We start from the raw sequence: 19,854 nt of genomic DNA, 5'->3' as shown, positions 1-19,854 counted from the left end.
TCGATTCTATAGGAGTTACCTCCTTGAGGTTTATTGGTGTTATATCTTGAGATTTTTCGGGAAAAGGGCACAATCGCTTTAGTTTCGCATCTTGCGAATAAACGAACTCTTACAAATGGATGTTAGAACGCTGGCGCTATGAAAATTATTGTTGATGAAAATATGCCGTATGCTGAAGAGCTATTCAGCCAACTCGGTAACGTAATTCTAAAACCAGGTCGTACACTGACCGCCGATGATTTAGTGGATGTTGATGCCCTAATGATTCGCTCAGTCACCAAAGTGAATGCTGACCTGATCAGCAAAGCAAACAAGCTGAAGTTTGTTGGTACGGCCACGGCAGGCATGGATCATGTTGACCAAGCACTCTTAAAAGAGAAAGGCATTTTCTTCACTGCTGCGCCAGGGTGTAACAAAGTGGGTGTAGCGGAATACGCGTTCAGCGTGATGATGGTGCTCGCTCAGCAACAAGGTTTCTCGGTATTTGACAAGACGGTAGGTATTATTGGTGCAGGCCAAGTAGGTAGCTACCTAGAGAAATGTTTGAAAGGCATGGGTATTAAAGTTCTCATCAATGACCCATTCAAACAAGAGGCTGGTGATCCTCGTAGCTTTACTCCGTTGACAGAACTGATTGAAAGCTCAGACATCATTACACTACATACGCCAATCACCAAAGATGGCCCATACCCAACGCATCATTTGATTGATGAGAAGGTGTTAAATGGTCTCCGCAGCGATCAAATTTTGATTAACGCGGCTCGAGGTCCCATCGTTGACAACGCTGCTTTGAAGCAACGTCTTTTGAAAAACGATGGCTTTACAGCGGCACTTGACGTATTTGAATTTGAACCAGAGGTTGATATGGAGCTTCTGCCTCTGCTAGCATTCGCAACCCCTCACGTTGCAGGCTACGGCTTGGAAGGGAAAGCTCGCGGTACGACGATGATTTTCAACAGCTATTGTGAGTTCTTAAATAACGAATTACGTGCGCATGCCAGCGATTTACTGCCAACCGCGCCTGTTCCTACTATGGTATTGGACAGAGCTTGGGACGAAGCAACACTGCATAACATCACGCAGTTAATCTATGATGTGCGTAGAGATGACGCTCTTTTCCGCCGTGAAATCAGTAAGCCAGGCGCTTTTGACCTGATGCGTAAAAACTACTGGGATCGCCGTGAATACAGTGCTGTCACGCTAGTGGGTAACAAAACATGTAACCTTGCTCCATTAGCAGAACTAGGTTTTCAGATTGAGGTAAGTCAATGAGCCAGCAATATAATGTTGCCATTTTAGGTGCGACCGGTGCGGTCGGTGAAACAATTTTGGATGTGCTTCAAGAGCGCAAATTCCCAGTAGGCGAAATCTTCCTACTCGCGAGTGAGCGCAGCGAAGGCAAGACTTACCGCTTCAATGGTAAAACGGTACGCGTTCAAAACGTAGAAGAGTTCGATTGGTCTCAAGCGCATATCGCACTGTTTTCTGCTGGTGGTGAGCTATCAGCCAAGTGGGCTCCAATTGCCGCTGATGAAGGCGTGATTGTTATCGACAATACATCACACTTCCGTTACGAGTACGACATTCCTCTTGTTGTGCCAGAAGTAAACCCAGAAGCGATTGCAGAGTTTCGTAACCGTAACATCATCGCGAACCCGAACTGTTCAACCATCCAAATGCTGGTGGCACTAAAACCAATTCACGATGCGGTGGGCATTGAGCGTATTAACGTATCAACTTACCAATCGGTATCTGGTGCAGGAAAAGCGGGTATTGATGAGCTAGCAGGTCAAACGGCGAAGCTGCTAAACGGTCTGCCTGCAGACAAGAAGCAATTCTCTCAACAGATCGCGTTTAACTGTATTCCACAAATCGATCAAATGATGGAAAACGGCTACACCAAAGAAGAAATGAAAATGGTGTGGGAAACACAGAAGATCTTTAACGATCCATCAATCACAGTCAATCCAACGTGTGTACGTGTTCCTGTATTCTACGGTCACGCAGAAGCACTCCACATTGAGACTCGTTCACCTATCGATGCACAAGAAGTCGTTAACTTGCTTGAACAAACTGACGGTATCGAAGTGTTCCACGGTGAAGACTTCCCTACACAAGTTCGCGATGCGGGCGGTAAAGATCATGTAATGGTTGGCCGTATCCGTAACGATATCAGCCATCATAGCGGAGTAAACCTGTGGGTTGTTGCTGACAACGTGCGTAAAGGCGCGGCAACTAACGCGGTGCAAATCGCAGAAGTTCTGATCCGCGATTACTACTAAGTCGTTTACAATTCATTTCAAAGCCTCGCACAGTGCGAGGCTTTTTTGTACGAACGAAACAAAATAGTGTGAGATTAGTACGAATATGGCGAGAGCCACACATTTTTTATTCTCAACGCTATAGTTTTGCATGCGATATCCGATATATTTAACCGATCACCATTTCAAATTGTATTTAGCACAAAACTGAGCCTTCTATGCGTCAAAATTATAAGCGTTTGTTAGCAGCCCTTGTGTTGATGAGCGCGACTCAGACATCATCAGTGGTTCAAGCCGAAGGAATTCGTCTTGTTGGACCGTCTGGTGAAGTGCAATCATCTCCGAGCTATGCTGAAGATATTGAGCGAGCATTACCTGCTCCTCCTGCGAATACTCAACCGTCACGTTTCTTTGGTCCGACTGGTGAAAATCAAACACTATGGTCGATCGCTTCAGAATTACGACCTTCACGCGGTGTTACCGTTCAACAAACGCTTCTTGCCATTTACCGAATTAACCCTCAAGCGTTTGAGAACCAAAACATTCATGAATTGATCCCAGGTAGTCGGCTACGAGTACCTTCTCTAGAGCAAGTGCAAAGCGCGACCACAGCGCAAGCTGTTGCGATTATGAAGGCGCATGAAGCTAAGTTAAAACAGCCGAAGCCGACAAATAGAGCGACGCCAGCACAACGAGTCACCGAGCAACCAAAGCCACAAATTAAAGTAGAACCCAAGCCTGCGGCTAAGCGAGAGACAGTGGCAGCAACGGAGCCAAAACCAACTCCGAAAACAATACCCGTCATCCCTGCGCCACCAGTAACCACCTCTCCGCAGGGTGAAAAGCAGGTCAGTGCGCTAAAGGACAAACTTCAAGGCTCACAAAGTGAATTAGAGTCATTAGAAGAGAAGAATCATCGTCTTCGATTGATGCTGTCAGAAGTGCAAAGCGAAGTCGAAACTTTGAAAAGCGAGCTGAATGACGAAGAACGCATTCGCTCGGAAGTCGAGAAGCTGCTTGCTGAAGAACGCCAGCGCCTTGCTGAACAACAACGCATGCAACCAAGCACCATGGACAAAATTTTGTCGAATGGTTGGCTTGTTGGTCTTGCGGCATTAATTCCTGGTGCTTTGATTGCGTTGCTAGTTGTTATGCTTCTTGGTCGACGCTCTAAAGCGAAAGAGGAAGATGCGGCTGCACAGGAACAGCAAAACGTTGATCCTCTTGCGGCGCCAATCGGTTTAGCGGCGGCGGATGAGCTTGATGAAGAGCTCACGCTTGATGATGAATTGTTTGCAGATGAAGATATCAACACACAGTCTTTACAAGAAGAGAAGTCAGATTTAGAAGAAGACGTCTTTGCTAACCTCGACGATGAAGAACTTGATTTCAATCTGGAAGGGGACGATGACCCATTTGCAGATATTGGCGATGACGGTGACCTAGATGTTGGTCTGGATGAGTTTGAATCATCGAACAATGGTATCCAAGTCAACGGCGAAGAAAAAGCGCTTGGTTTAGAAGAAATGGAGCGAGCCTTAGATGAGGTTGCTCCAGAACTAGAAGTGCTCGATGACGATGAGTCTGGCTTCGATCTTTCGGATGATACGAATGAGAAATCAGACTCACTTTCAGACGACGCATTTGCCGAGTTACTTGCAGCCGATGAGCCGTCAGAAGAGTTACCAAGTGACACTGTCGACCAGGATATGCTTGATGACTTGTTTGCTGAACTTGGCAACGATGACTTCGATTTAGATACTGATGAGCCTGAGTTAAAACAGCCCGTTTCGGATGATGACTTTAGTGTTGGAGAGGCATCTGACGACGATATCGATAAGCTATTGGCCCAGTATGAACAACCGGCTAGTGAATCGGAAGTTCGAGAAGCTGACGCCAATGAAGGTCCTGTTCTAGATGAAAACAGTACAGAGCTACTCGATGAACTCATTGATTTTGATGAAGATGACACAGACGAGTTTGATCCACTAAACGAGCTAGAAGCAATCTCTGGTTTTGAAGGTGATGACTCGATCGAAGAGTTAGACGCAGATAGCACAGACTTACTGGATGAACTCATTGATGATGTTACCTCTGAACTTGATGAAGAGACTGAAGCTGATTTAGATCCGTTTGATGATCTGATTCGAGAGGACGAGAGCCCAGAGCAGAATAAATCGGAAGAGGAAGAGTTACTGAAATCACTTGGTTTTGGTGAATCAGACGCCGACGAAAAGCCATCTTCCGTAGTTGAGTCAGAACAAACTCATGAAGATCAGGACATTGAGTCTGGATTGGACATCGACGCTTTATTAAGTGAAAGCCAACCAGACGCTGCAAAAGATCAACCATTAACCGAGCCAGAGGCTGCTTCAGAGCCATTTAGCAGCGATGAATTTCTTGGTGATTTAGAGGACCTCTCACCAGAGAATGATCCTTTAATGAGCGAGCTAGACGACCTATTTGAGTCAGACAGTGAAGAACTTCTGCCAACAGAACAAGAAAAAGCGGATTTTTCTGCTGAACTTGACGCTCTATTTGATAGTGAAGACGATTTACCGCAGCAAGTTGAAAAAACACAAACGGAGATAGAGGAAGCTTCATCACTACAACAAGAGGCTACCGATACTGATTCAACACAAGAACCATACGTGGAGTCCGATGCTGAGGTACAGCCTCACGTTGAGCAAGAGGAAGACACTCCAGCCTTCACACCGACACCAAATACAATAGAAAATGAATTCGGTGTTCCACAAGAAGAAGATTGGCTACTGGATGAACCTGAATTGGAGCCGGAAACTGAGTCGACCAACGATTCAGAAGATGAACTCAATTTTGATGAGCTGGATCTTCCTGAGTTTAGTGAAGAAGACGCATTGGCGTCTATGGCGGATGAGCCGGAGTTAGAAACGTTCGAGTCCGTTAAACCAGAGCAAGTCGAAGCTGACTTACCAACCGAGTCCGAAGAAGAGTTCAATTTTGATGAGCTGGATCTTCCTGAGTTTAGTGAAGAAGACGCATTGGCGTCTATGACGGATGAGCCGGAGTTAGAAACGTCCGAGTCCGTTGAGCCAGAACAGGTTGAAGCAGACTTGCCAGCTGAATCAGAAGATGAATTCAATTTTGATGAGCTCGATTTGCCAGAGTTCAGTGAAGAAGATGCACTGGCGTCTATGGCTGGCGAACCTACGTTAGAAACGTCCGAGTCCGTTAAGCCAGAACAAGTTGAAGCCGACTTGTCAGCTGAGTCCGAAGAAGAGTTCAATTTTGACGAGCTGGATCTTCCTGAGTTTAGTGAAGACGACGCATTGGCGTCTATGGCTGGCGAACCTGCGTTAGAAACGTCCGAGTCCGTTGAGCCAGAACAAGTTGAAGCCGACTTGCCAACTGAGTCCGAAGAAGAGTTCAATTTTGATGAGCTCGATTTGCCAGAGTTCAGTGAAGAAGATGCACTGGCGTCTATGGCTGGCGAACCTGCGTTAGAAACGTCCGAGTCCGTTGAGCCAGAACAGGTTGAAGCCGACTTGCCAGCTGAGTCCGAAGAAGAGTTCAATTTTGATGAGCTCGATTTGCCAGAGTTCAGCGAAGAAGATGCCTTGGCGTCGATGGAAGAAGAGCCAGAATTACCGAGCTCTGAGACTGCAGATATAGAACCAATCTCCGGTGAGGATGAAGAGTTAAGTTTTGACGACCAAGATCTTCCAGAGTTCAATGAGGAAGATGTTCTCGCGTCAATGAACGAGGGTGCGCCAGAGAGCCCTAAGGTTGAAGCAGAGACATCGAGACCAGCTATTCAAGCCGATAACGATCATGATGCTTTGTTTGAAGTATTTGCGCAGCAAAACGGCTTTGATACTGACCCAGAAGTGCAGCCAACAGCGACAGAGGGTGAGCCGCTCAGTAATTTGGATGATGAATCATCAATGGCTAACCTTCTTGCGGAAGACGCAAACTCAGAAGTATTTGAAGGTAAACTAGACAGTGACACCATCGCAAGTGCAGGTATGGATTTTGAAACCATGCTTGATGTTGGAGATGATTGGGATGGCTTTAAACCCGCTGCTGATAACGTAAGTTCTACTGAAGAAGTGCCTGAGGACCAGCGTGATGTTTGGAATTCGAGTGATGCACTAAGTCAGCCAGAGATCGCGCAAGAAAACTGGGCAGAGCAAAGCGACTTGGATGACTTCGACCCGAAGAAAAATCAATTTATGACGATTGATGAATTGATGGCTCAGGTCGACAGAGAAGGTGGTGAGTTCGAAGAAGAAGACCTTAAGCTCGATGTCGGATTGAACGAGTTTCCAGATGTTATCGGTGAGATCGGCGATATTGACGTAGATAGCAATGCTGAAGCGGCTGGGAAACTGGATTTGGCTAAAATCTATCTCGAGATGAACGATTCTCAAGGGGCGATTAAACTACTAGAAGAGGCGATTGTTTACGGTGAGGATGATATTCGCCGCGAAGCAAAAAGCCTGATTGACGCCATTAATGGCCGATAAACCGAAACAAAAGGGTAGCGTTTGCTACCCTTTTTGTGTCCCGTTAGTAGGATGCTACCTTTATGTCACCCTTGGTGAAACTGGCAACTTGAGGTGACTTGAGTATATACTTCCCGCCCCATTTTAGAGTTCGAAGGTTAAGATGAGAATCGCATTAGGTATCGAGTACAACGGTACAAACTACTTTGGTTGGCAGCGCCAAAGAGAAGTGAAAAGTGTCCAAGAAGAGCTAGAGAAAGCATTGTCCGTCGTCGCTAATCACCCAGTTGAAGTTCAGTGTGCTGGTCGGACAGACGCAGGCGTGCATGGCACGGGACAAGTTGTGCACTTTGATACCAACGTTACTCGAAAAATGGTAGCTTGGACCATGGGCGCAAACGCGAACATGCCAAGCGATATAGCGGTTCGTTGGGCTAAGGAAGTTTCAGATGATTTCCATGCAAGATTCTCAGCGACAGCTCGCCGTTATCGTTACATTATTTTCAATCATGCTTTACGTCCAGGCATCCTAAACTCGGGGGTTAGTCACTATCATGGTGAGCTCGACGAGAAAAAAATGCATGAAGCAGGGCAGTTCCTACTTGGCGAAAATGATTTTACGTCGTTTCGCGCGGCGCATTGTCAGTCTCGCAGCCCATTTCGAAACTTGATGCATCTGAACGTTACGCGCCATGGGAACTATGTGGTTATTGATATTAAAGCTAATGCGTTCGTGCATCATATGGTTCGTAATATCACGGGTAGCTTGATAAAAGTTGGACGTGGCGAAGAGAGTCCTGAATGGATCAAGTGGTTATTAGAAGCCAAAGATCGCAAACTAGCGGGTGCGACAGCGAAAGCGGAAGGTCTGTACCTGGTAGATGTAGACTACCCAGAAGAGTTTGGGTTACCTGAAGTGCCGATCGGTCCACTGTTTTTACCAGATAATTTGAACTAATTTTACAAACTTATTTCAAAATATCGGTAGTGTTTACATTGAATGTGAACGGAAAACATACGCTATTTACGATATCAAAAATAGGTACAACCAGTTTTTTATCTACAGTAGCTGCAAGATATGGTTTAATCCGTCGGTATTATGTCGAATTTATATCTTTCGCAATGAAGCGGAAGAGTTGAGAGAAAAGGTCTTCCATGAGTTGGCTTGAAAAGATTTTAGAGAAAAGCAATCTAGTAAGTTCACGCAAAGCTTCTATCCCAGAAGGTGTGTGGACTAAATGTACCTCTTGTGAACAGGTTTTATACCATGCTGAACTAGAGCGTAACTTAGAAGTTTGTCCAAAGTGTAACCATCACATGCGTATGAAAGCGCGTCGTCGTTTGGAAACATTTTTAGATGAAGGTAATCGAGTTGAATTAGGTTCTGAACTTGAGCCACAGGATAAACTGAAATTTAAAGATTCTAAGCGATACAAAGAGCGTATCTCTGCTGCACAAAAAAATAGCGGTGAGAAAGATGCGCTAGTTGTGATGCAGGGTGAATTGCTTGGTCTGCCGCTTGTGGCGTGTGCGTTTGAATTCTCCTTTATGGGTGGTTCAATGGGTTCAGTCGTTGGTGCTCGCTTTGTGAAAGCAGTGGATGCAGCCATTGAAAATAACTGTGCGCTTGTTTGTTTCTCAGCAAGTGGTGGTGCTCGTATGCAAGAGGCTTTAATGTCTCTTATGCAAATGGCAAAAACCAGTGCTGCGCTTGAGCGTTTATCAGAAAAAGGTCTGCCGTTTATTTCTGTTCTAACTGACCCTACAATGGGTGGTGTATCAGCAAGTTTGGCTATGTTGGGTGATATCAACATCGGTGAACCTAAGGCCCTCATTGGCTTTGCTGGTCGTCGTGTAATCGAGCAAACTGTACGTGAAGATCTTCCTGAAGGTTTCCAGCGTAGTGAGTTCCTACTTGATCACGGTGCTATTGATATGATCGTTGACCGTCGTGAAATGCGTCAGCGTGTGGGTGGTCTTATCGCTAAGATGACTAACCACAAGTCTCCTTTGGTGGTTTCGGTTAACGAATCTCCAAATGAAGAGCCATATTCTGTACCAGAAGCGGACGAAAAAGGGTAAAGTATCAACTAACATAAAAACCAAAGAATTTAATGGTTAAAGTTAGATGACCCAAAACCCAACTCCTCAAGCCACATCTTCATTAGAGATGTGGCTTGATTATTTAGCAAATATTCATTCCTCAGCAATTGATCTAGGCTTAGACCGTGTCCAAGCGGTAGCAAACAAAGCCAATCTTACCAAACCAGCTCCAACCGTAATCACCGTTGCCGGAACCAATGGCAAAGGCTCAACGTGTGCGTTAATGGAAGCCATTTTACTTGATGCTGGCTATTCAGTCGGTGTTTACAGTTCTCCGCACCTGATTCGTTACAACGAGCGTGTACGCATTAATGGCGTCGATGTTGTAGATGCAAAGCACTGTGAAGCATTCGATTATGTAGAAAAGCAGCGTGGTGATATTAGCCTTAGCCTCTTTGAATTCGGTACACTTGCTGCGCTACGTATTTTCCAAGTAGAGAAAGTTGACGTTGTCTTACTTGAAGTAGGACTTGGCGGTCGTCTAGACGCCACTAACGTTGTTGACCATGATGTTTCTGTTATTACGAGCTTAGCGATCGATCATGTGGATTGGCTTGGTGATGACATCAATGTTATTGGCTTTGAAAAAGCGGGCATTTACCGTTCAGGGAAGCCAGCAATTTGTGGTCAACCAACGCCACCAGCGACCGTGGCGGCTCATGCTGACGATATTGGTTCTGAGTTCTTCCAAGTAGGTATTCAGTACGATTACCAACTAACTGATAATGGTTGGAAATGGAGCAGTGGGGCATTTGAGTTAGAGGATTTACCAATCCCATCGCTACCATTACAAAATGCAGCCACTGCACTGATGGCACTAGGGGCTTCGGAATTGCAAATCACTGACATAAATATTGTCAATGGCTTGAATAATGCTCGTTTGGCGGGGCGTATGCAGGTACTGCATCACGAACCTGAAATAGTCCTTGATGTCGCTCATAACCCGCACTCTGCTGAGTATTTGGTAGAGAGAGTGAAGCAACAATATCTGGGTAAGAATATCCATATTGTGGTTGCAATGCTGCATGACAAGGACATTAAAGCAACCATTGAAGCTCTAACTCCAGTTGCAACACAATGGTATCCAGCGTCGCTTACTGGACCGAGAGCGGCGACCGCTGATGAATTGTGCCAATACTTACCTGATGGGCAAGTTCATTTTGAAAACCCTGTTGACGCCTTCGAGAGTGCGAGAAGCCACGCAAAGACAGGAGACGTTATTCTGGTGGTTGGCTCATTCCATACCGTCGGAGAGGTATTGGAACATTGGCAATCAAATAATAAATAAGTAAAGGTATTTTGATGGCAAGTAAATTCCAAAGTCGTTTAGTCGGCACCATCATTCTAGTCGCAGTCGGAGTCATTGTTCTTCCCGATGTGCTAGATGGTAAGAAACTGCACTACAAAGAAGAATTTGCCAGTATTCCTATCAAACCAGAACTTGATAGTGATGTGGAAAACTTCGAAATATTAGAGCCAGTGGAAGACGACATTACGTTACCGGATTCTCCGGTTGAAGCTGTAGTGCAAGAACGTGAGGATGCTCAAGTAGCCGTTTCTGAGCCCGAGCCAGCGCCAACATCTAAACCTGAGGTCATCAAACAACCAGAGCAAGTTGAGGTCGTCACTCGTCCTGTTCAAGAGAAAAATCAATATGAAGATTCAGCTTGGATCATTCAGTTGATGGCACTTAAGAATCACGAAAATGCTGTCGCGCTTGTCGCGGATTTGCAAAAGCGTGGTTATCAAGCTCACACAAAGAAAGAAAACGAGTTTACGAGAGTGATTGTTGGCCCTGATGTGTCAAAAAGTAAACTTGAACGACAAGTTCAAGAATTACAAAAAATTACAGGTTCAAAAGGTCAATTGCTTAAATTTAAGCCATTAAATCCATAAGAAAACGTTTGCGTCAGCATTTTTTCTGTTAAAATGCGCGCCAACTTAAGATGAAGAAAAGATGAATTGGATAGATTTTATCATTTTAGGTGTGATCGGATTTTCAGCTCTGATCAGTTTAGTTCGCGGTTTTGCTAAAGAAGCTTTGTCTTTGGTGATTTGGTTTGGAGCGTTTTTTATCTCCAGTAATTACTATGCCAAATTGGCGGTGTACTTCACCAACATCGAAGATGATATGTTTCGTAACGGAGCGGCGATTGCGGCGTTATTTGTCGCAACCTTGGTAGTTGGTGCAGTGGTGAATTACGTCATTGGTCAACTGGTACAAAAAACAGGGCTATCAGGTACGGACCGAATTCTCGGGATTGTATTTGGTGGTCTACGCGGAGTCTTAATTGTTTCTGCGGTGCTGTTTTTTATGGATGCGTTTACTGCATTCCCAAGCTCGGATTGGTGGAAAGATTCACAGTTGATCCCTGAGTTCAGCCGTATCATCGCCCCATTCTTCGAGCATTTACAAGCAACATCAAGTTTTCTGTCTGGCACTATCTAGTAGTGCCAGCTACTGTCGCAAATCGAGGATTAGGACATGTGTGGTATTGTTGGAATCGTGGGCACAACGCCTGTAAACCAGTCTATTTATGACGCGTTAACGGTGTTACAGCATCGTGGCCAAGATGCCGCTGGTATTTGTACCATAGAAAGCAATCGTTTTCGTCTACGTAAGGCGAACGGTTTAGTCAAGGATGTATTTGAAGCAAGACACATGCAACGCCTGCAAGGCGAGGTCGGAATTGGTCATGTTCGTTACCCTACAGCAGGCAGTTCAAGCGCTTCAGAAGCTCAACCTTTCTACGTAAACTCTCCTTTCGGTATTACACTTGCCCACAACGGTAACTTGACTAACGCTAACGAAGTTCGTCAGAAGCTGTTTGAAAAAGATCGCCGTCATATCAATACCACTTCAGACTCTGAAGTATTACTAAATGTACTGGCGCACGAAATTGACTCAGTAAAAGGAAATGTCACGACCGAAGACGTATTCCGCGCAGTCACCAATGTTCATCGCACAATTCGCGGTGCTTATGCTGTGACCGCCATGATCATTGGTCATGGTATGATTGCATTTCGTGACCCACACGGTATTCGCCCGCTCTGTTTAGGTAAGCGTGAAGTTAACGGCAGAGCAGAGTACATGGTTGCGTCTGAATCGGTGGCATTGGATGCGGTCGGTTTTGATTTCGTCCGTGATGTTGCACCTGGTGAAGCGATTTACGCAACGTTTGACGGTGAGCTTTACACGAAGCAGTGTGCAGATAATCCTAAGCTGAACCCTTGTATTTTCGAGTTCGTGTACTTTGCTCGTCCAGATTCGTTCATCGATAAAATTTCGGTATACAGCGCTCGCGTTGAAATGGGTAAAAAGCTGGGCGAACGTATTCGTGAAGATTACGCAAACCTTGATATCGATGTTGTCATTCCTATCCCTGAAACGTCTTGCGACATTGCACTGCAAATCGCTCAAGCGATCGATATCCCTTATCGCCAAGGTTTCGTGAAAAACCGTTATGTTGGACGTACGTTTATCATGCCTGGCCAGCAACAACGTAAGAAATCAGTACGTCGCAAGTTGAATGCTATTCGTTCGGAATTCAAAGGTAAGAATGTGTTGCTGGTGGATGACTCTATTGTTCGAGGTACAACGTCAGAGCAGATTATTGAGATGGCTCGTGATTCTGGTGCCAAGAAAGTGTACATGGTCTCAGCGGCTCCTGAAGTTCGTTTCCCGAACGTATACGGCATTGATATGCCAAGTGCTACAGAGCTTATTGCCCATGGCCGTGACAACGATACAATTTGTAAGCAGATTGGTGCCGATGCGCTTATTTATCAACGTCTAGAAGATTTGGTAGAGGCGGTAGGTCTTGGAAACCAAGATATTACTCAGTTCGATACATCCGTGTTTAACGGCGAATACGTAACGGGTGATATTGACCAACAATACCTAGATTTTTTGGATGGTCTTCGTAATGATGATGCGAAAACACAACTTGAAATCCAACAGGATTTAGCAAACCTAGAGCTTCATAACGAAGGCGCATAGGGTGCGTTTTCTTAAGTCGTAAAAAAACCAGAGCTTCGGCTCTGGTTTTTTGTTTTCGCTACTTAATTAGTGAATGTTATAAGCGATCACAAAGTCAATAAAGAGGCGAACTTTCTCTGGCAGGTGGTCTTTGTGGTTGTAAAGCATATAAATGTCGCGCGGGTTTGCACTCCAATCTGGCAGTACGCGTACCAAATCGCCGCTCTCGATGTACTCTTTGATCATGACATCTGGCATTAGTGTGATGCCTAAACCTTCGGAACAAGCGCTGCGCACCACATTGAGCGCGTTTGCTTGAAAACGACCACGATCAACATTCACCACAGACTCGCCTTTGCTATTAATCAAGGTCCACTTAATAAGTGGGTACCCTTTTAGCAATGAATGGTTAGAGAGCTCTTCTGCATGATGTGGCGCAGGATTCGAGGTTAGATAGTCAGGGCTTGCAACGAGAATATCCTTCACTTCGCCAATCTTACGCGCGATGAGGCTAGAGTCGCGTTGCGGTCCCACTCGAAAAATTACATCCCATTCAGTAGGGTCAAGCTTGTCCGCATTATTCTCTGTCGTTAGCTCAATGTTGATGTCCGGGTACTGCTTCATAAAGCTGTTGAACATCGGCATCATCATTCGTTTAGTTAAGTTATAAGGCGCGGATATCTTAATCTTGCCGGATGCTCCTCGGCAGTCGTCAGTGATTTCCTCTGCTGCGGTTGTTAGCCTTTGTAGTAAAGGAGAGCACTCATGGTAAAAACGTTCCCCTGCTTCAGTGAGCGAGAGTTTGCGAGCATGACGGTTCAATAGTCGAAGATTGACAGAGTCTTCTAGCGCTTGAATGCGTCGGGTGATGGTCGCAACCGGGATCATGGTTTTTCGCGAAGTTGCGGTGTAGCTCCCATTTTCGACAACCAGTCGAAACAGGTTTAAGTCATCTAATTTCATATTTCCAGACACATTAAATTACCGATTACGGTTAATTTATAATTAACTTTGTGATCAAAGCTTGCTTTAAGTCAACATGTTGCATCATTTGAACACAGCAACCCTGTTTGAGTAAATACTGTTATACGCCGTAATATTTGTATTAATGCAGTTTCCGAGCTAAGTTTTATAACAAGGCAAAGCGGCCTCAGGTCTTGCTGTGACACGTTTTGCTGGAAGTAAACACAACAAAAATAATGACTTAATAATAAATCTGTTTTTTTGACTGAGCTTTGTGAGGGATAAAGGTATGTTTAAGACTCACAGTCAAACGGCAATGGTCTCGGCACAGGAAGTGATTAATCAAAAACTAATAATGTTGGTGGACGATGATCCAATATTTCGTAAAGTAACCAATGCCTATTTAGAAAGTCAGGGTTTTAAAGTAGTAGAAGCAGAAAACGGCCTAGAAGCGCTTCAACAACTCAGGGAATGCCAACCCGATCTTATCTTATGTGATTTATCGATGCCGGTCTTAGATGGTATCGAGTTCGTCGAAGAAGTTAGTCTCGAATACCCATATATGCCGTTTATCGTGGTATCAGGCACGGATGAAATGTCCGATGTCGCGAAAGCGTTGCGATTTGGTATTAAAGATTTTCTTCCTAAACCGATAGGTAATTATGAGCACCTATCTCAGGCGATAGAGAATACGCTAGAAGATACCGATAGCCACTTCTCAGAACAACGTGACTTTTCAAGTCAGTGGTTCAGGGTTGATGATGGTGGTGAAATCCCAGATGAACAAGAGCTGTATTGGCATCTGGAATATTTACAACAGAATCCGAGTGCGGCAAGAGATTTACTGCAAGCTCTATTGCCAGAAAAGGATGCTGCTCAGGGAGATTGGCGCTGCTCGTACCGTTTATTGCAATCGACGGATGTGATGCCCTTGGTTTTCGATTATCGTTGGTTAATGAATGGTCAATTTGCGTTTTATCTAGTTGATTCTGCTTCCCAAGCTAATGATGGAGTTGCGACGACATTGCTCGTTAGGGCATTGTTTGACGACTATCTCCGTAACTTGAAAAGTTTCAGTGCTGATCTCAAGGACATGGTAGGGATCATTGAAAAAGGAATTGAGTGTTCGGAGTGTGCGGGTGCAGTCAATGCTGTGTTTGGTGTCGCCGACCTCGCTTCATCCTCGGTCTCTATATTGCCTGCGGGTTTAGATAGCCATTGGTCTGACGGAAATACGAATCAACACATCGCAGCAGGTAACCGTTTAGGGGGAGGAAGTATGAAAAACTTCATCACCCGCGATTTACCGCTTAGTGTTGCAGGACAGTTATCTATCGGGTGTTTAGGTTCTTCAAGTTTTAGTTTAAGTATTACCCGGAAATCCCGACTAGTATAATTATGACTTGCAAACCAATAAGCAGCGTCCTTACGCTGCTTATTATCTTTTTAGAACCACCAAAACAACATACGTTTAGTTTAATAACCTTACTTTTTACTGGTGTTTAGATTTGGCTGTTTAATGTATAGTCAGCGCTTAAAACAATAATGACCCATTTGTGCAACGATAATTTAACGCTGTGCCTTGGGAGAAGCAAAGTCAACTAGTGAGAAGACACATCATGGCAGACAAAGATTTTAAAGAGCCTTATAATATTTTTTACTTTTTAGGTTTTATTGCAGTTCTTTTGATCCCAACACTTCCTGCAACGCTAACCTGGCTTCGTGTAATGAATGGTTACGCAGGCTTTTAATCTAGCTATTTTGTACCGGAGTTCACCATTCGTATTAAGCGTTACTTTTTCAATACTGTTGGTGGACTCTGTATTGTGCTCGGCATAGCCGGCATAGCCCTTCCACTTTTACCCACCACACCTTTTATTTTGCTTGCTAGCGCATGTTTTATGCGTGGTAGCCCCGCATTTCATCAATGGTTACATAACCACAAAACGTTTGGACCCATTCTCGGCAATTGGCATAAGCATCGGGCTGTTACTTCAAAAGTAAAAAAGCGTGGTGCGATTTTTATTGCGCTTAGTTTCATGGTTTCAATCGTTGTTGTCCCCCTCGTTTGGGTAAAAATTGGTCTTTTAGTGATGCTAATCGTTTTACTCAGCTGGTTTATGCGTCTGCCTGTGATTGAGTTGGTTGCTGACCGAGAAGAAAATCACTAAGATTGTAGAGAATAGTGTGCCCGCTCTTCGAGTGGGCGTTTGTATTTTCAGCGCCTGTGACTTTTACGAAAATAAGCACATAGTGGTGAAAACCTATTGTTCGTTGCCCTCGTGATACTGCGATTAGAGAGGGCGATGAGCCAATCTAAGTAAATCGGTATTATGACTACAGAAACAATTTCACTGATCAAATCTAGCATCAAAAGCATCCAAGACTACCCAAAGCCAGGCATTCTATTTCGTGATGTGACGAGCCTTCTTGAAGACGCAAAAGCATACCAAGCGACGATCAACTTACTTGTTGAACGTTACAAAGATATGGGCTTTACCAAGGTTGTGGGTACGGAAGCTCGTGGCTTTTTATTTGGTGCGCCTTTAGCGCTTGAGCTAGGTGTTGGTTTTGTACCAGTGCGTAAACCAGGCAAGCTACCACGCCCTACTGTTGCTCAATCTTATGAGCTTGAATACGGCGTTGATACACTAGAAATCCATACAGATGCCATCGTTGAAGGTGACAAAGTACTGGTTGTCGACGATTTATTGGCAACGGGCGGTACTATTGAAGCGACGACTAAACTGATTCGCCAACTGGGCGGTGAAGTTGAGCACGCTGCGTTCGTTATCAACCTACCAGAAATCAGTGGTGATAAACGTTTAGAAGCACTAGGTCTAAACGTGTACAGCATTTGCGATTTTGAAGGACATTAATACATTCAATGAGTTATTTAGCTTTAGCGCGAAAATGGCGTCCTAATCAGTTTGACCAAGTTGTCGGACAAAAACATGTCCTGACGGCGTTGGAAAACGCACTGGCGCAAAACCGTTTACACCATGCTTATCTGTTCAGCGGGACTCGTGGTGTGGGTAAAACGAGTATCGGTAGGCTGTTTGCCAAAGGCTTGAACTGCGAAACCGGCATTACCGCGACACCTTGTGGTAAGTGTGATACTTGTCGTGAAATTGATGAAGGTCGCTTTGTCGATCTTCTTGAAATCGACGCAGCATCACGTACTAAAGTTGAAGACACTCGTGAACTGTTAGACAACGTTCAATACAAACCTGCTCGTGGACGTTTTAAAGTGTACCTCATCGATGAGGTGCACATGCTATCGCGTCACTCTTTCAATGCGTTGTTGAAAACCCTGGAAGAGCCGCCAGAGTATGTGAAGTTCTTACTCGCAACAACTGATCCACAAAAGCTGCCTGTCACTATATTGTCGCGTTGTCTTCAGTTTCATCTGAAACCAATCAGCGTTGATGATATTCACCAGCAACTTGATTACATCCTAGGTCAAGAGCAAGTTTCAGCAGAGCCAAAAGCGTTGGGTATGATCTCACATGCTGCAGATGGCAGTATGCGTGATGCTCTCAGCTTGACTGATCAAGCAATAGCTTTAGGTAACGGTGCGGTGCAAGCCGATATTGTCAGCCACATGTTGGGGACGATTGATACCGACCAAGCGATTCACTTACTAGAGTCAATCAGCAGCAAGAAACCTCAACAAGCTATGGATAAAATCCAACAATTAGCGGCAAATGGTGTTGAGTGGGATGGTTTGTTGCAGCAAGTCGCAACACAGTTACACCGAATTGCGATGTATCAAGCGTTGCCCGCGTCGTTAGACCGAGCACAACCAGATGCAGAGAAAATTGAGCTGTTGAGTAAAGCTCTAAGCCCGCAAGACGTTCAGCTTTACTATCAAATTGCATTGAAAGGTCGTGAAGATTTGACCCTCTCGCCAAATGGGCGAGTCGGTCTGGAAATGATTGTGCTGCGTATGATGGCGTTCCGCCCATCAAGTAACAGTGGGGCAAATGTTGTTTCCAGTAACTGCGAATCAGCTTCAGCCCCAGTTCAAAGTGCCAGTCAATCAAAGACTGCACCAGCTCAGACAGTAGCAGCTCCTCGAGCTCAGCAGCCGAGTCCAGCACAAAGCTCACCACAAGTGGCGCCTCAACCTTCATCCAATTCACAACCTGAATATCACGCGAGTGGATATGAGAGGGTTCCGCCACAGTATGATATGGCGCCGCCGATGAGCGAAAACCCTGCACCGCAGCATGAAACGCCACCTCAACAAGTGCAAGAGAGCGTTTCAACACCGGCGCGCGGTGGTCTAAGCGGTTTACGTCACCAATTACGTTCTCAGCGTCAAGGCCTACAACAGAACACTCCTCAAAATGGTGGCTCAAAAAAGCCTAAAGCGGCATCTGCACAACCAGAATCGGTTATCGACCGAGTAGCGCAATTGCATGGCAATTCCGCGCAGGTGTCGCCAAACTCAGCTCCGAAGTCGACGGAGCCACAAGTTGAGGAAGCGTATCGCTGGCGTCCAAGCAAGCCTGTTGAGACAAAAGTAAATACAAAACTGACACCTACGCAGCTCAAGCAGGCACTTGAGCATGAGAAAACGCCTGAAATGGCACAAAAGCTCATCGATGAGTCATTAGAACATAATGAATGGGCGAAGCTCATCAGCTTAATGGAGATCCCTAAGCTGGTAGAGCAACTTGCGCTAAACTCTCATTATAGTAAGGAAGGAACAACCGTTTCGTTACTATTGAGAAGCAGCCAAGCTCATTTGAATACTGATAGAGCTCAAGCCGAATTGCTCAAAGCACTTAATACCGTGTTAGGTGAAGAGTGCCACATGAGCATCGAAATAGGGGAGAGTGGAGAAACACCACTTGAACTGAGAGATAGGCTCTACCAAGAGAAATTACAGCAAGCGCTGAACAGTTTAGAAAACGATCCAAATGTTCAATTTATTGAACGTCGTTTTGCTGCAGAGCTTGATAAAGATAGTGTGCGCCCTATCTAATAATCGAATGGAATGGGGTTGAAAACCCAAAGGTATAACCCCATTAATTGATGCAACACCTCATTAAACCAGAGAGATAAACATGTTTGGTAAAGGCGGTATGGGCAACCTAATGAAGCAAGCCCAGCAAATGCAAGATCGCATGCAAAAGCTTCAAGAAGAAATCGCGAATATGGAAGTAACTGGCGAGTCTGGTGCTGGCCTAGTTAAAGTTACTATCACTGGTAGTCACAGCGTACGTCGTGTTGACATCGATGAAAGTTTGATGGAAGACGACAAAGAAATGCTTGAAGATCTGATCGCTGCGGCGTTCAACGATGCAGCCCGTCGTGTTGAAGAAACTCAAAAAGAGAAAATGGCTTCTGTAACTGGCGGGATGCAACTACCACCAGGCATGAAAATGCCATTCTAATCTGCTGATATTTAATTAAGCGGACTTTTAATGCGTACCAGTCATATGCTGGAGCAATTGATGGAGGCCTTACGTTGTCTACCTGGGGTTGGCCCCAAGTCAGCGCAGCGTATGGCCTTTCATTTGTTACAGCGCGATAGAAAAGGCGGTTTGCAGCTTGCAGATGCGCTGAGTCAGGCAATGACAGAAATAGGTCATTGTACTGAGTGTCGAACCTTCACCGAAGAAGAAGTCTGTCACATTTGTACCAACCCAAAACGCCAAGAAAATGGTCAAATTTGTGTGGTAGAAAGCCCGGCAGACATCGCAGCCGTTGAAGCAACAGGCCAATATTCTGGTCGGTATTTTGTTCTTATGGGGCATTTGTCGCCATTAGATGGTATTGGTCCAAGTGATATTGGATTGGATGTCCTTGATTACCGCTTACGTCGCGGTGATATTACCGAAGTGATTTTGGCGACAAACCCAACAGTTGAAGGTGAAGCCACTGCCCACTACATCGCAGAGCTATGTAAAGAGCACCAAGTTGATGCCAGCCGCATCGCGCATGGTGTGCCTGTCGGTGGGGAGCTAGAGCTTGTTGATGGCACGACGTTGTCACATTCGCTATTAGGTCGACACAGAATTTAATAAAAAGCCGCTGAATTCAGCGGCTTTTT

General features: G+C 45.2%; 17 protein-coding genes. 16 read left to right on the top strand and 1 reads right to left on the bottom strand.

Translation table 11 applies throughout. The features are described 5' to 3' along the window. The first annotated feature begins 138 nt into the window (after positions 1 to 138). From R7E78_RS00870 to purF, 9 genes are all read left to right on the top strand, one after another. Positions 139 to 1,272 carry a 4-phosphoerythronate dehydrogenase gene (locus R7E78_RS00870; protein WP_005380560.1) on the top strand — a complete coding sequence of 378 codons (1,134 nt, stop codon included), beginning with the start codon at positions 139 to 141 and terminating at the stop codon, positions 1,270 to 1,272. Then, a complete protein-coding gene (locus R7E78_RS00865) occupies positions 1,269 to 2,282 on the top strand; it encodes an aspartate-semialdehyde dehydrogenase (RefSeq protein WP_005380562.1) in 1,014 nt (337 codons plus the stop codon). Before R7E78_RS00870 ends, R7E78_RS00865 begins: the two co-directional genes overlap by 4 nt. Positions 2,283 to 2,479: 197 nt before the next feature. Next, entirely contained in the window at positions 2,480 to 6,766 is a 4,287-nt protein-coding gene (locus R7E78_RS00860) for a FimV/HubP family polar landmark protein (RefSeq protein ID WP_318057580.1), read from the top strand. A gap of 142 nt (positions 6,767 to 6,908) precedes the next feature. Further along, positions 6,909 to 7,703, top strand: a complete 795-nt coding sequence (gene truA, locus R7E78_RS00855) for a tRNA pseudouridine(38-40) synthase TruA (RefSeq protein ID WP_005380566.1) — start codon at positions 6,909 to 6,911, stop codon at positions 7,701 to 7,703. A gap of 197 nt (positions 7,704 to 7,900) precedes the next feature. After that, positions 7,901 to 8,827 (top strand): acetyl-CoA carboxylase, carboxyltransferase subunit beta, encoded by a 927-nt coding sequence (gene accD, locus R7E78_RS00850; RefSeq protein WP_005380583.1) that lies wholly within the window; start codon positions 7,901 to 7,903, stop codon positions 8,825 to 8,827. 46 nt (positions 8,828 to 8,873) lie between these two features. Beyond that, positions 8,874 to 10,136, top strand: a complete 1,263-nt coding sequence (gene folC, locus R7E78_RS00845) for a bifunctional tetrahydrofolate synthase/dihydrofolate synthase (RefSeq protein ID WP_053349561.1) — start codon at positions 8,874 to 8,876, stop codon at positions 10,134 to 10,136. Positions 10,137 to 10,150: 14 nt separating this feature from the next. Beyond that, positions 10,151 to 10,744, top strand: a complete 594-nt coding sequence (locus R7E78_RS00840; protein ID WP_017820797.1) for an SPOR domain-containing protein — start codon at positions 10,151 to 10,153, stop codon at positions 10,742 to 10,744. A 61-nt stretch (positions 10,745 to 10,805) separates the two neighbouring features. Next, positions 10,806 to 11,297, top strand: coding sequence for a CvpA family protein (locus R7E78_RS00835; protein ID WP_005380590.1), 492 nt, complete (start codon positions 10,806 to 10,808; stop codon positions 11,295 to 11,297). Between the two features lie 36 nt (positions 11,298 to 11,333). Beyond that, positions 11,334 to 12,848, top strand: coding sequence for an amidophosphoribosyltransferase (purF, locus tag R7E78_RS00830; RefSeq protein ID WP_005380592.1), 1,515 nt, complete (start codon positions 11,334 to 11,336; stop codon positions 12,846 to 12,848). A gap of 66 nt (positions 12,849 to 12,914) precedes the next feature. On the opposite strand, the gene R7E78_RS00825 is transcribed toward purF, so the two are convergent. Then, on the bottom strand, positions 12,915 to 13,790 hold the full coding sequence (locus R7E78_RS00825; protein WP_005384959.1) for a LysR family transcriptional regulator: 876 nt from the start codon (positions 13,788 to 13,790) through the stop codon (positions 12,915 to 12,917). 289 nt (positions 13,791 to 14,079) lie between these two features. On the opposite strand from R7E78_RS00825, the gene R7E78_RS00820 reads away from it, so the two are divergent. The 7 genes from R7E78_RS00820 (at position 14,080) to recR (ending at position 19,825) form a co-directional block, all read left to right on the top strand. Beyond that, positions 14,080 to 15,186 carry a response regulator gene (locus tag R7E78_RS00820; RefSeq protein WP_262640489.1) on the top strand — a complete coding sequence of 369 codons (1,107 nt, stop codon included), beginning with the start codon at positions 14,080 to 14,082 and terminating at the stop codon, positions 15,184 to 15,186. Positions 15,187 to 15,409: 223 nt separating this feature from the next. Beyond that, positions 15,410 to 15,541, top strand: a complete 132-nt coding sequence (locus tag R7E78_RS00815; protein WP_005380608.1) for a hypothetical protein — start codon at positions 15,410 to 15,412, stop codon at positions 15,539 to 15,541. 33 nt (positions 15,542 to 15,574) lie between these two features. Beyond that, positions 15,575 to 15,961 (top strand): YbaN family protein, encoded by a 387-nt coding sequence (locus tag R7E78_RS00810; RefSeq protein ID WP_373920817.1) that lies wholly within the window; start codon positions 15,575 to 15,577, stop codon positions 15,959 to 15,961. Between the two features lie 162 nt (positions 15,962 to 16,123). Then, on the top strand, positions 16,124 to 16,669 hold the full coding sequence (apt, locus tag R7E78_RS00805; RefSeq protein WP_318057579.1) for an adenine phosphoribosyltransferase: 546 nt from the start codon (positions 16,124 to 16,126) through the stop codon (positions 16,667 to 16,669). 8 nt (positions 16,670 to 16,677) lie between these two features. Then, positions 16,678 to 18,783, top strand: coding sequence for a DNA polymerase III subunit gamma/tau (gene dnaX / locus R7E78_RS00800; RefSeq protein ID WP_206970954.1), 2,106 nt, complete (start codon positions 16,678 to 16,680; stop codon positions 18,781 to 18,783). 82 nt (positions 18,784 to 18,865) lie between these two features. Next, positions 18,866 to 19,195, top strand: a complete 330-nt coding sequence (locus R7E78_RS00795) for a YbaB/EbfC family nucleoid-associated protein (RefSeq protein ID WP_005380618.1) — start codon at positions 18,866 to 18,868, stop codon at positions 19,193 to 19,195. 30 nt (positions 19,196 to 19,225) lie between these two features. Next, positions 19,226 to 19,825, top strand: coding sequence for a recombination mediator RecR (recR, locus tag R7E78_RS00790; RefSeq protein WP_005380619.1), 600 nt, complete (start codon positions 19,226 to 19,228; stop codon positions 19,823 to 19,825). Positions 19,826 to 19,854: the final 29 nt, after the last annotated feature.

The organism is Vibrio sp. YT-19(2023) (assembly GCF_033337395.1).
The sequence above is the reverse complement of the archived record's forward strand: the minus strand, read 5'-3'. Positions and strand labels throughout refer to the sequence as shown.

Bases quoted from the DNA above. Each gene is read 5' to 3' on its own strand.
- truA (WP_005380566.1), top strand. From the start codon at position 6,909: ATGAGAATCGCATTAGGTATCGAGTACAACGGTACAAACTACTTTGGT.
- folC (WP_053349561.1), top strand. From the start codon at position 8,874: ATGACCCAAAACCCAACTCCTCAAGCCACATCTTCATTAGAGATGTGG.
- R7E78_RS00815 (WP_005380608.1), top strand. From the start codon at position 15,410: ATGGCAGACAAAGATTTTAAAGAGCCTTATAATATTTTTTACTTTTTA.
- R7E78_RS00860 (WP_318057580.1), top strand. From the start codon at position 2,480: ATGCGTCAAAATTATAAGCGTTTGTTAGCAGCCCTTGTGTTGATGAGC.
- R7E78_RS00870 (WP_005380560.1), top strand. From the start codon at position 139: ATGAAAATTATTGTTGATGAAAATATGCCGTATGCTGAAGAGCTATTC.
- dnaX (WP_206970954.1), top strand. From the start codon at position 16,678: ATGAGTTATTTAGCTTTAGCGCGAAAATGGCGTCCTAATCAGTTTGAC.
- R7E78_RS00825 (WP_005384959.1), bottom strand. From the start codon at position 13,790: ATGAAATTAGATGACTTAAACCTGTTTCGACTGGTTGTCGAAAATGGG.
- R7E78_RS00795 (WP_005380618.1), top strand. From the start codon at position 18,866: ATGTTTGGTAAAGGCGGTATGGGCAACCTAATGAAGCAAGCCCAGCAA.
- R7E78_RS00840 (WP_017820797.1), top strand. From the start codon at position 10,151: ATGGCAAGTAAATTCCAAAGTCGTTTAGTCGGCACCATCATTCTAGTC.
- R7E78_RS00820 (WP_262640489.1), top strand. From the start codon at position 14,080: ATGTTTAAGACTCACAGTCAAACGGCAATGGTCTCGGCACAGGAAGTG.
- R7E78_RS00865 (WP_005380562.1), top strand. From the start codon at position 1,269: ATGAGCCAGCAATATAATGTTGCCATTTTAGGTGCGACCGGTGCGGTC.
- purF (WP_005380592.1), top strand. From the start codon at position 11,334: ATGTGTGGTATTGTTGGAATCGTGGGCACAACGCCTGTAAACCAGTCT.
- R7E78_RS00835 (WP_005380590.1), top strand. From the start codon at position 10,806: ATGAATTGGATAGATTTTATCATTTTAGGTGTGATCGGATTTTCAGCT.
- apt (WP_318057579.1), top strand. From the start codon at position 16,124: ATGACTACAGAAACAATTTCACTGATCAAATCTAGCATCAAAAGCATC.
- recR (WP_005380619.1), top strand. From the start codon at position 19,226: ATGCGTACCAGTCATATGCTGGAGCAATTGATGGAGGCCTTACGTTGT.
- accD (WP_005380583.1), top strand. From the start codon at position 7,901: ATGAGTTGGCTTGAAAAGATTTTAGAGAAAAGCAATCTAGTAAGTTCA.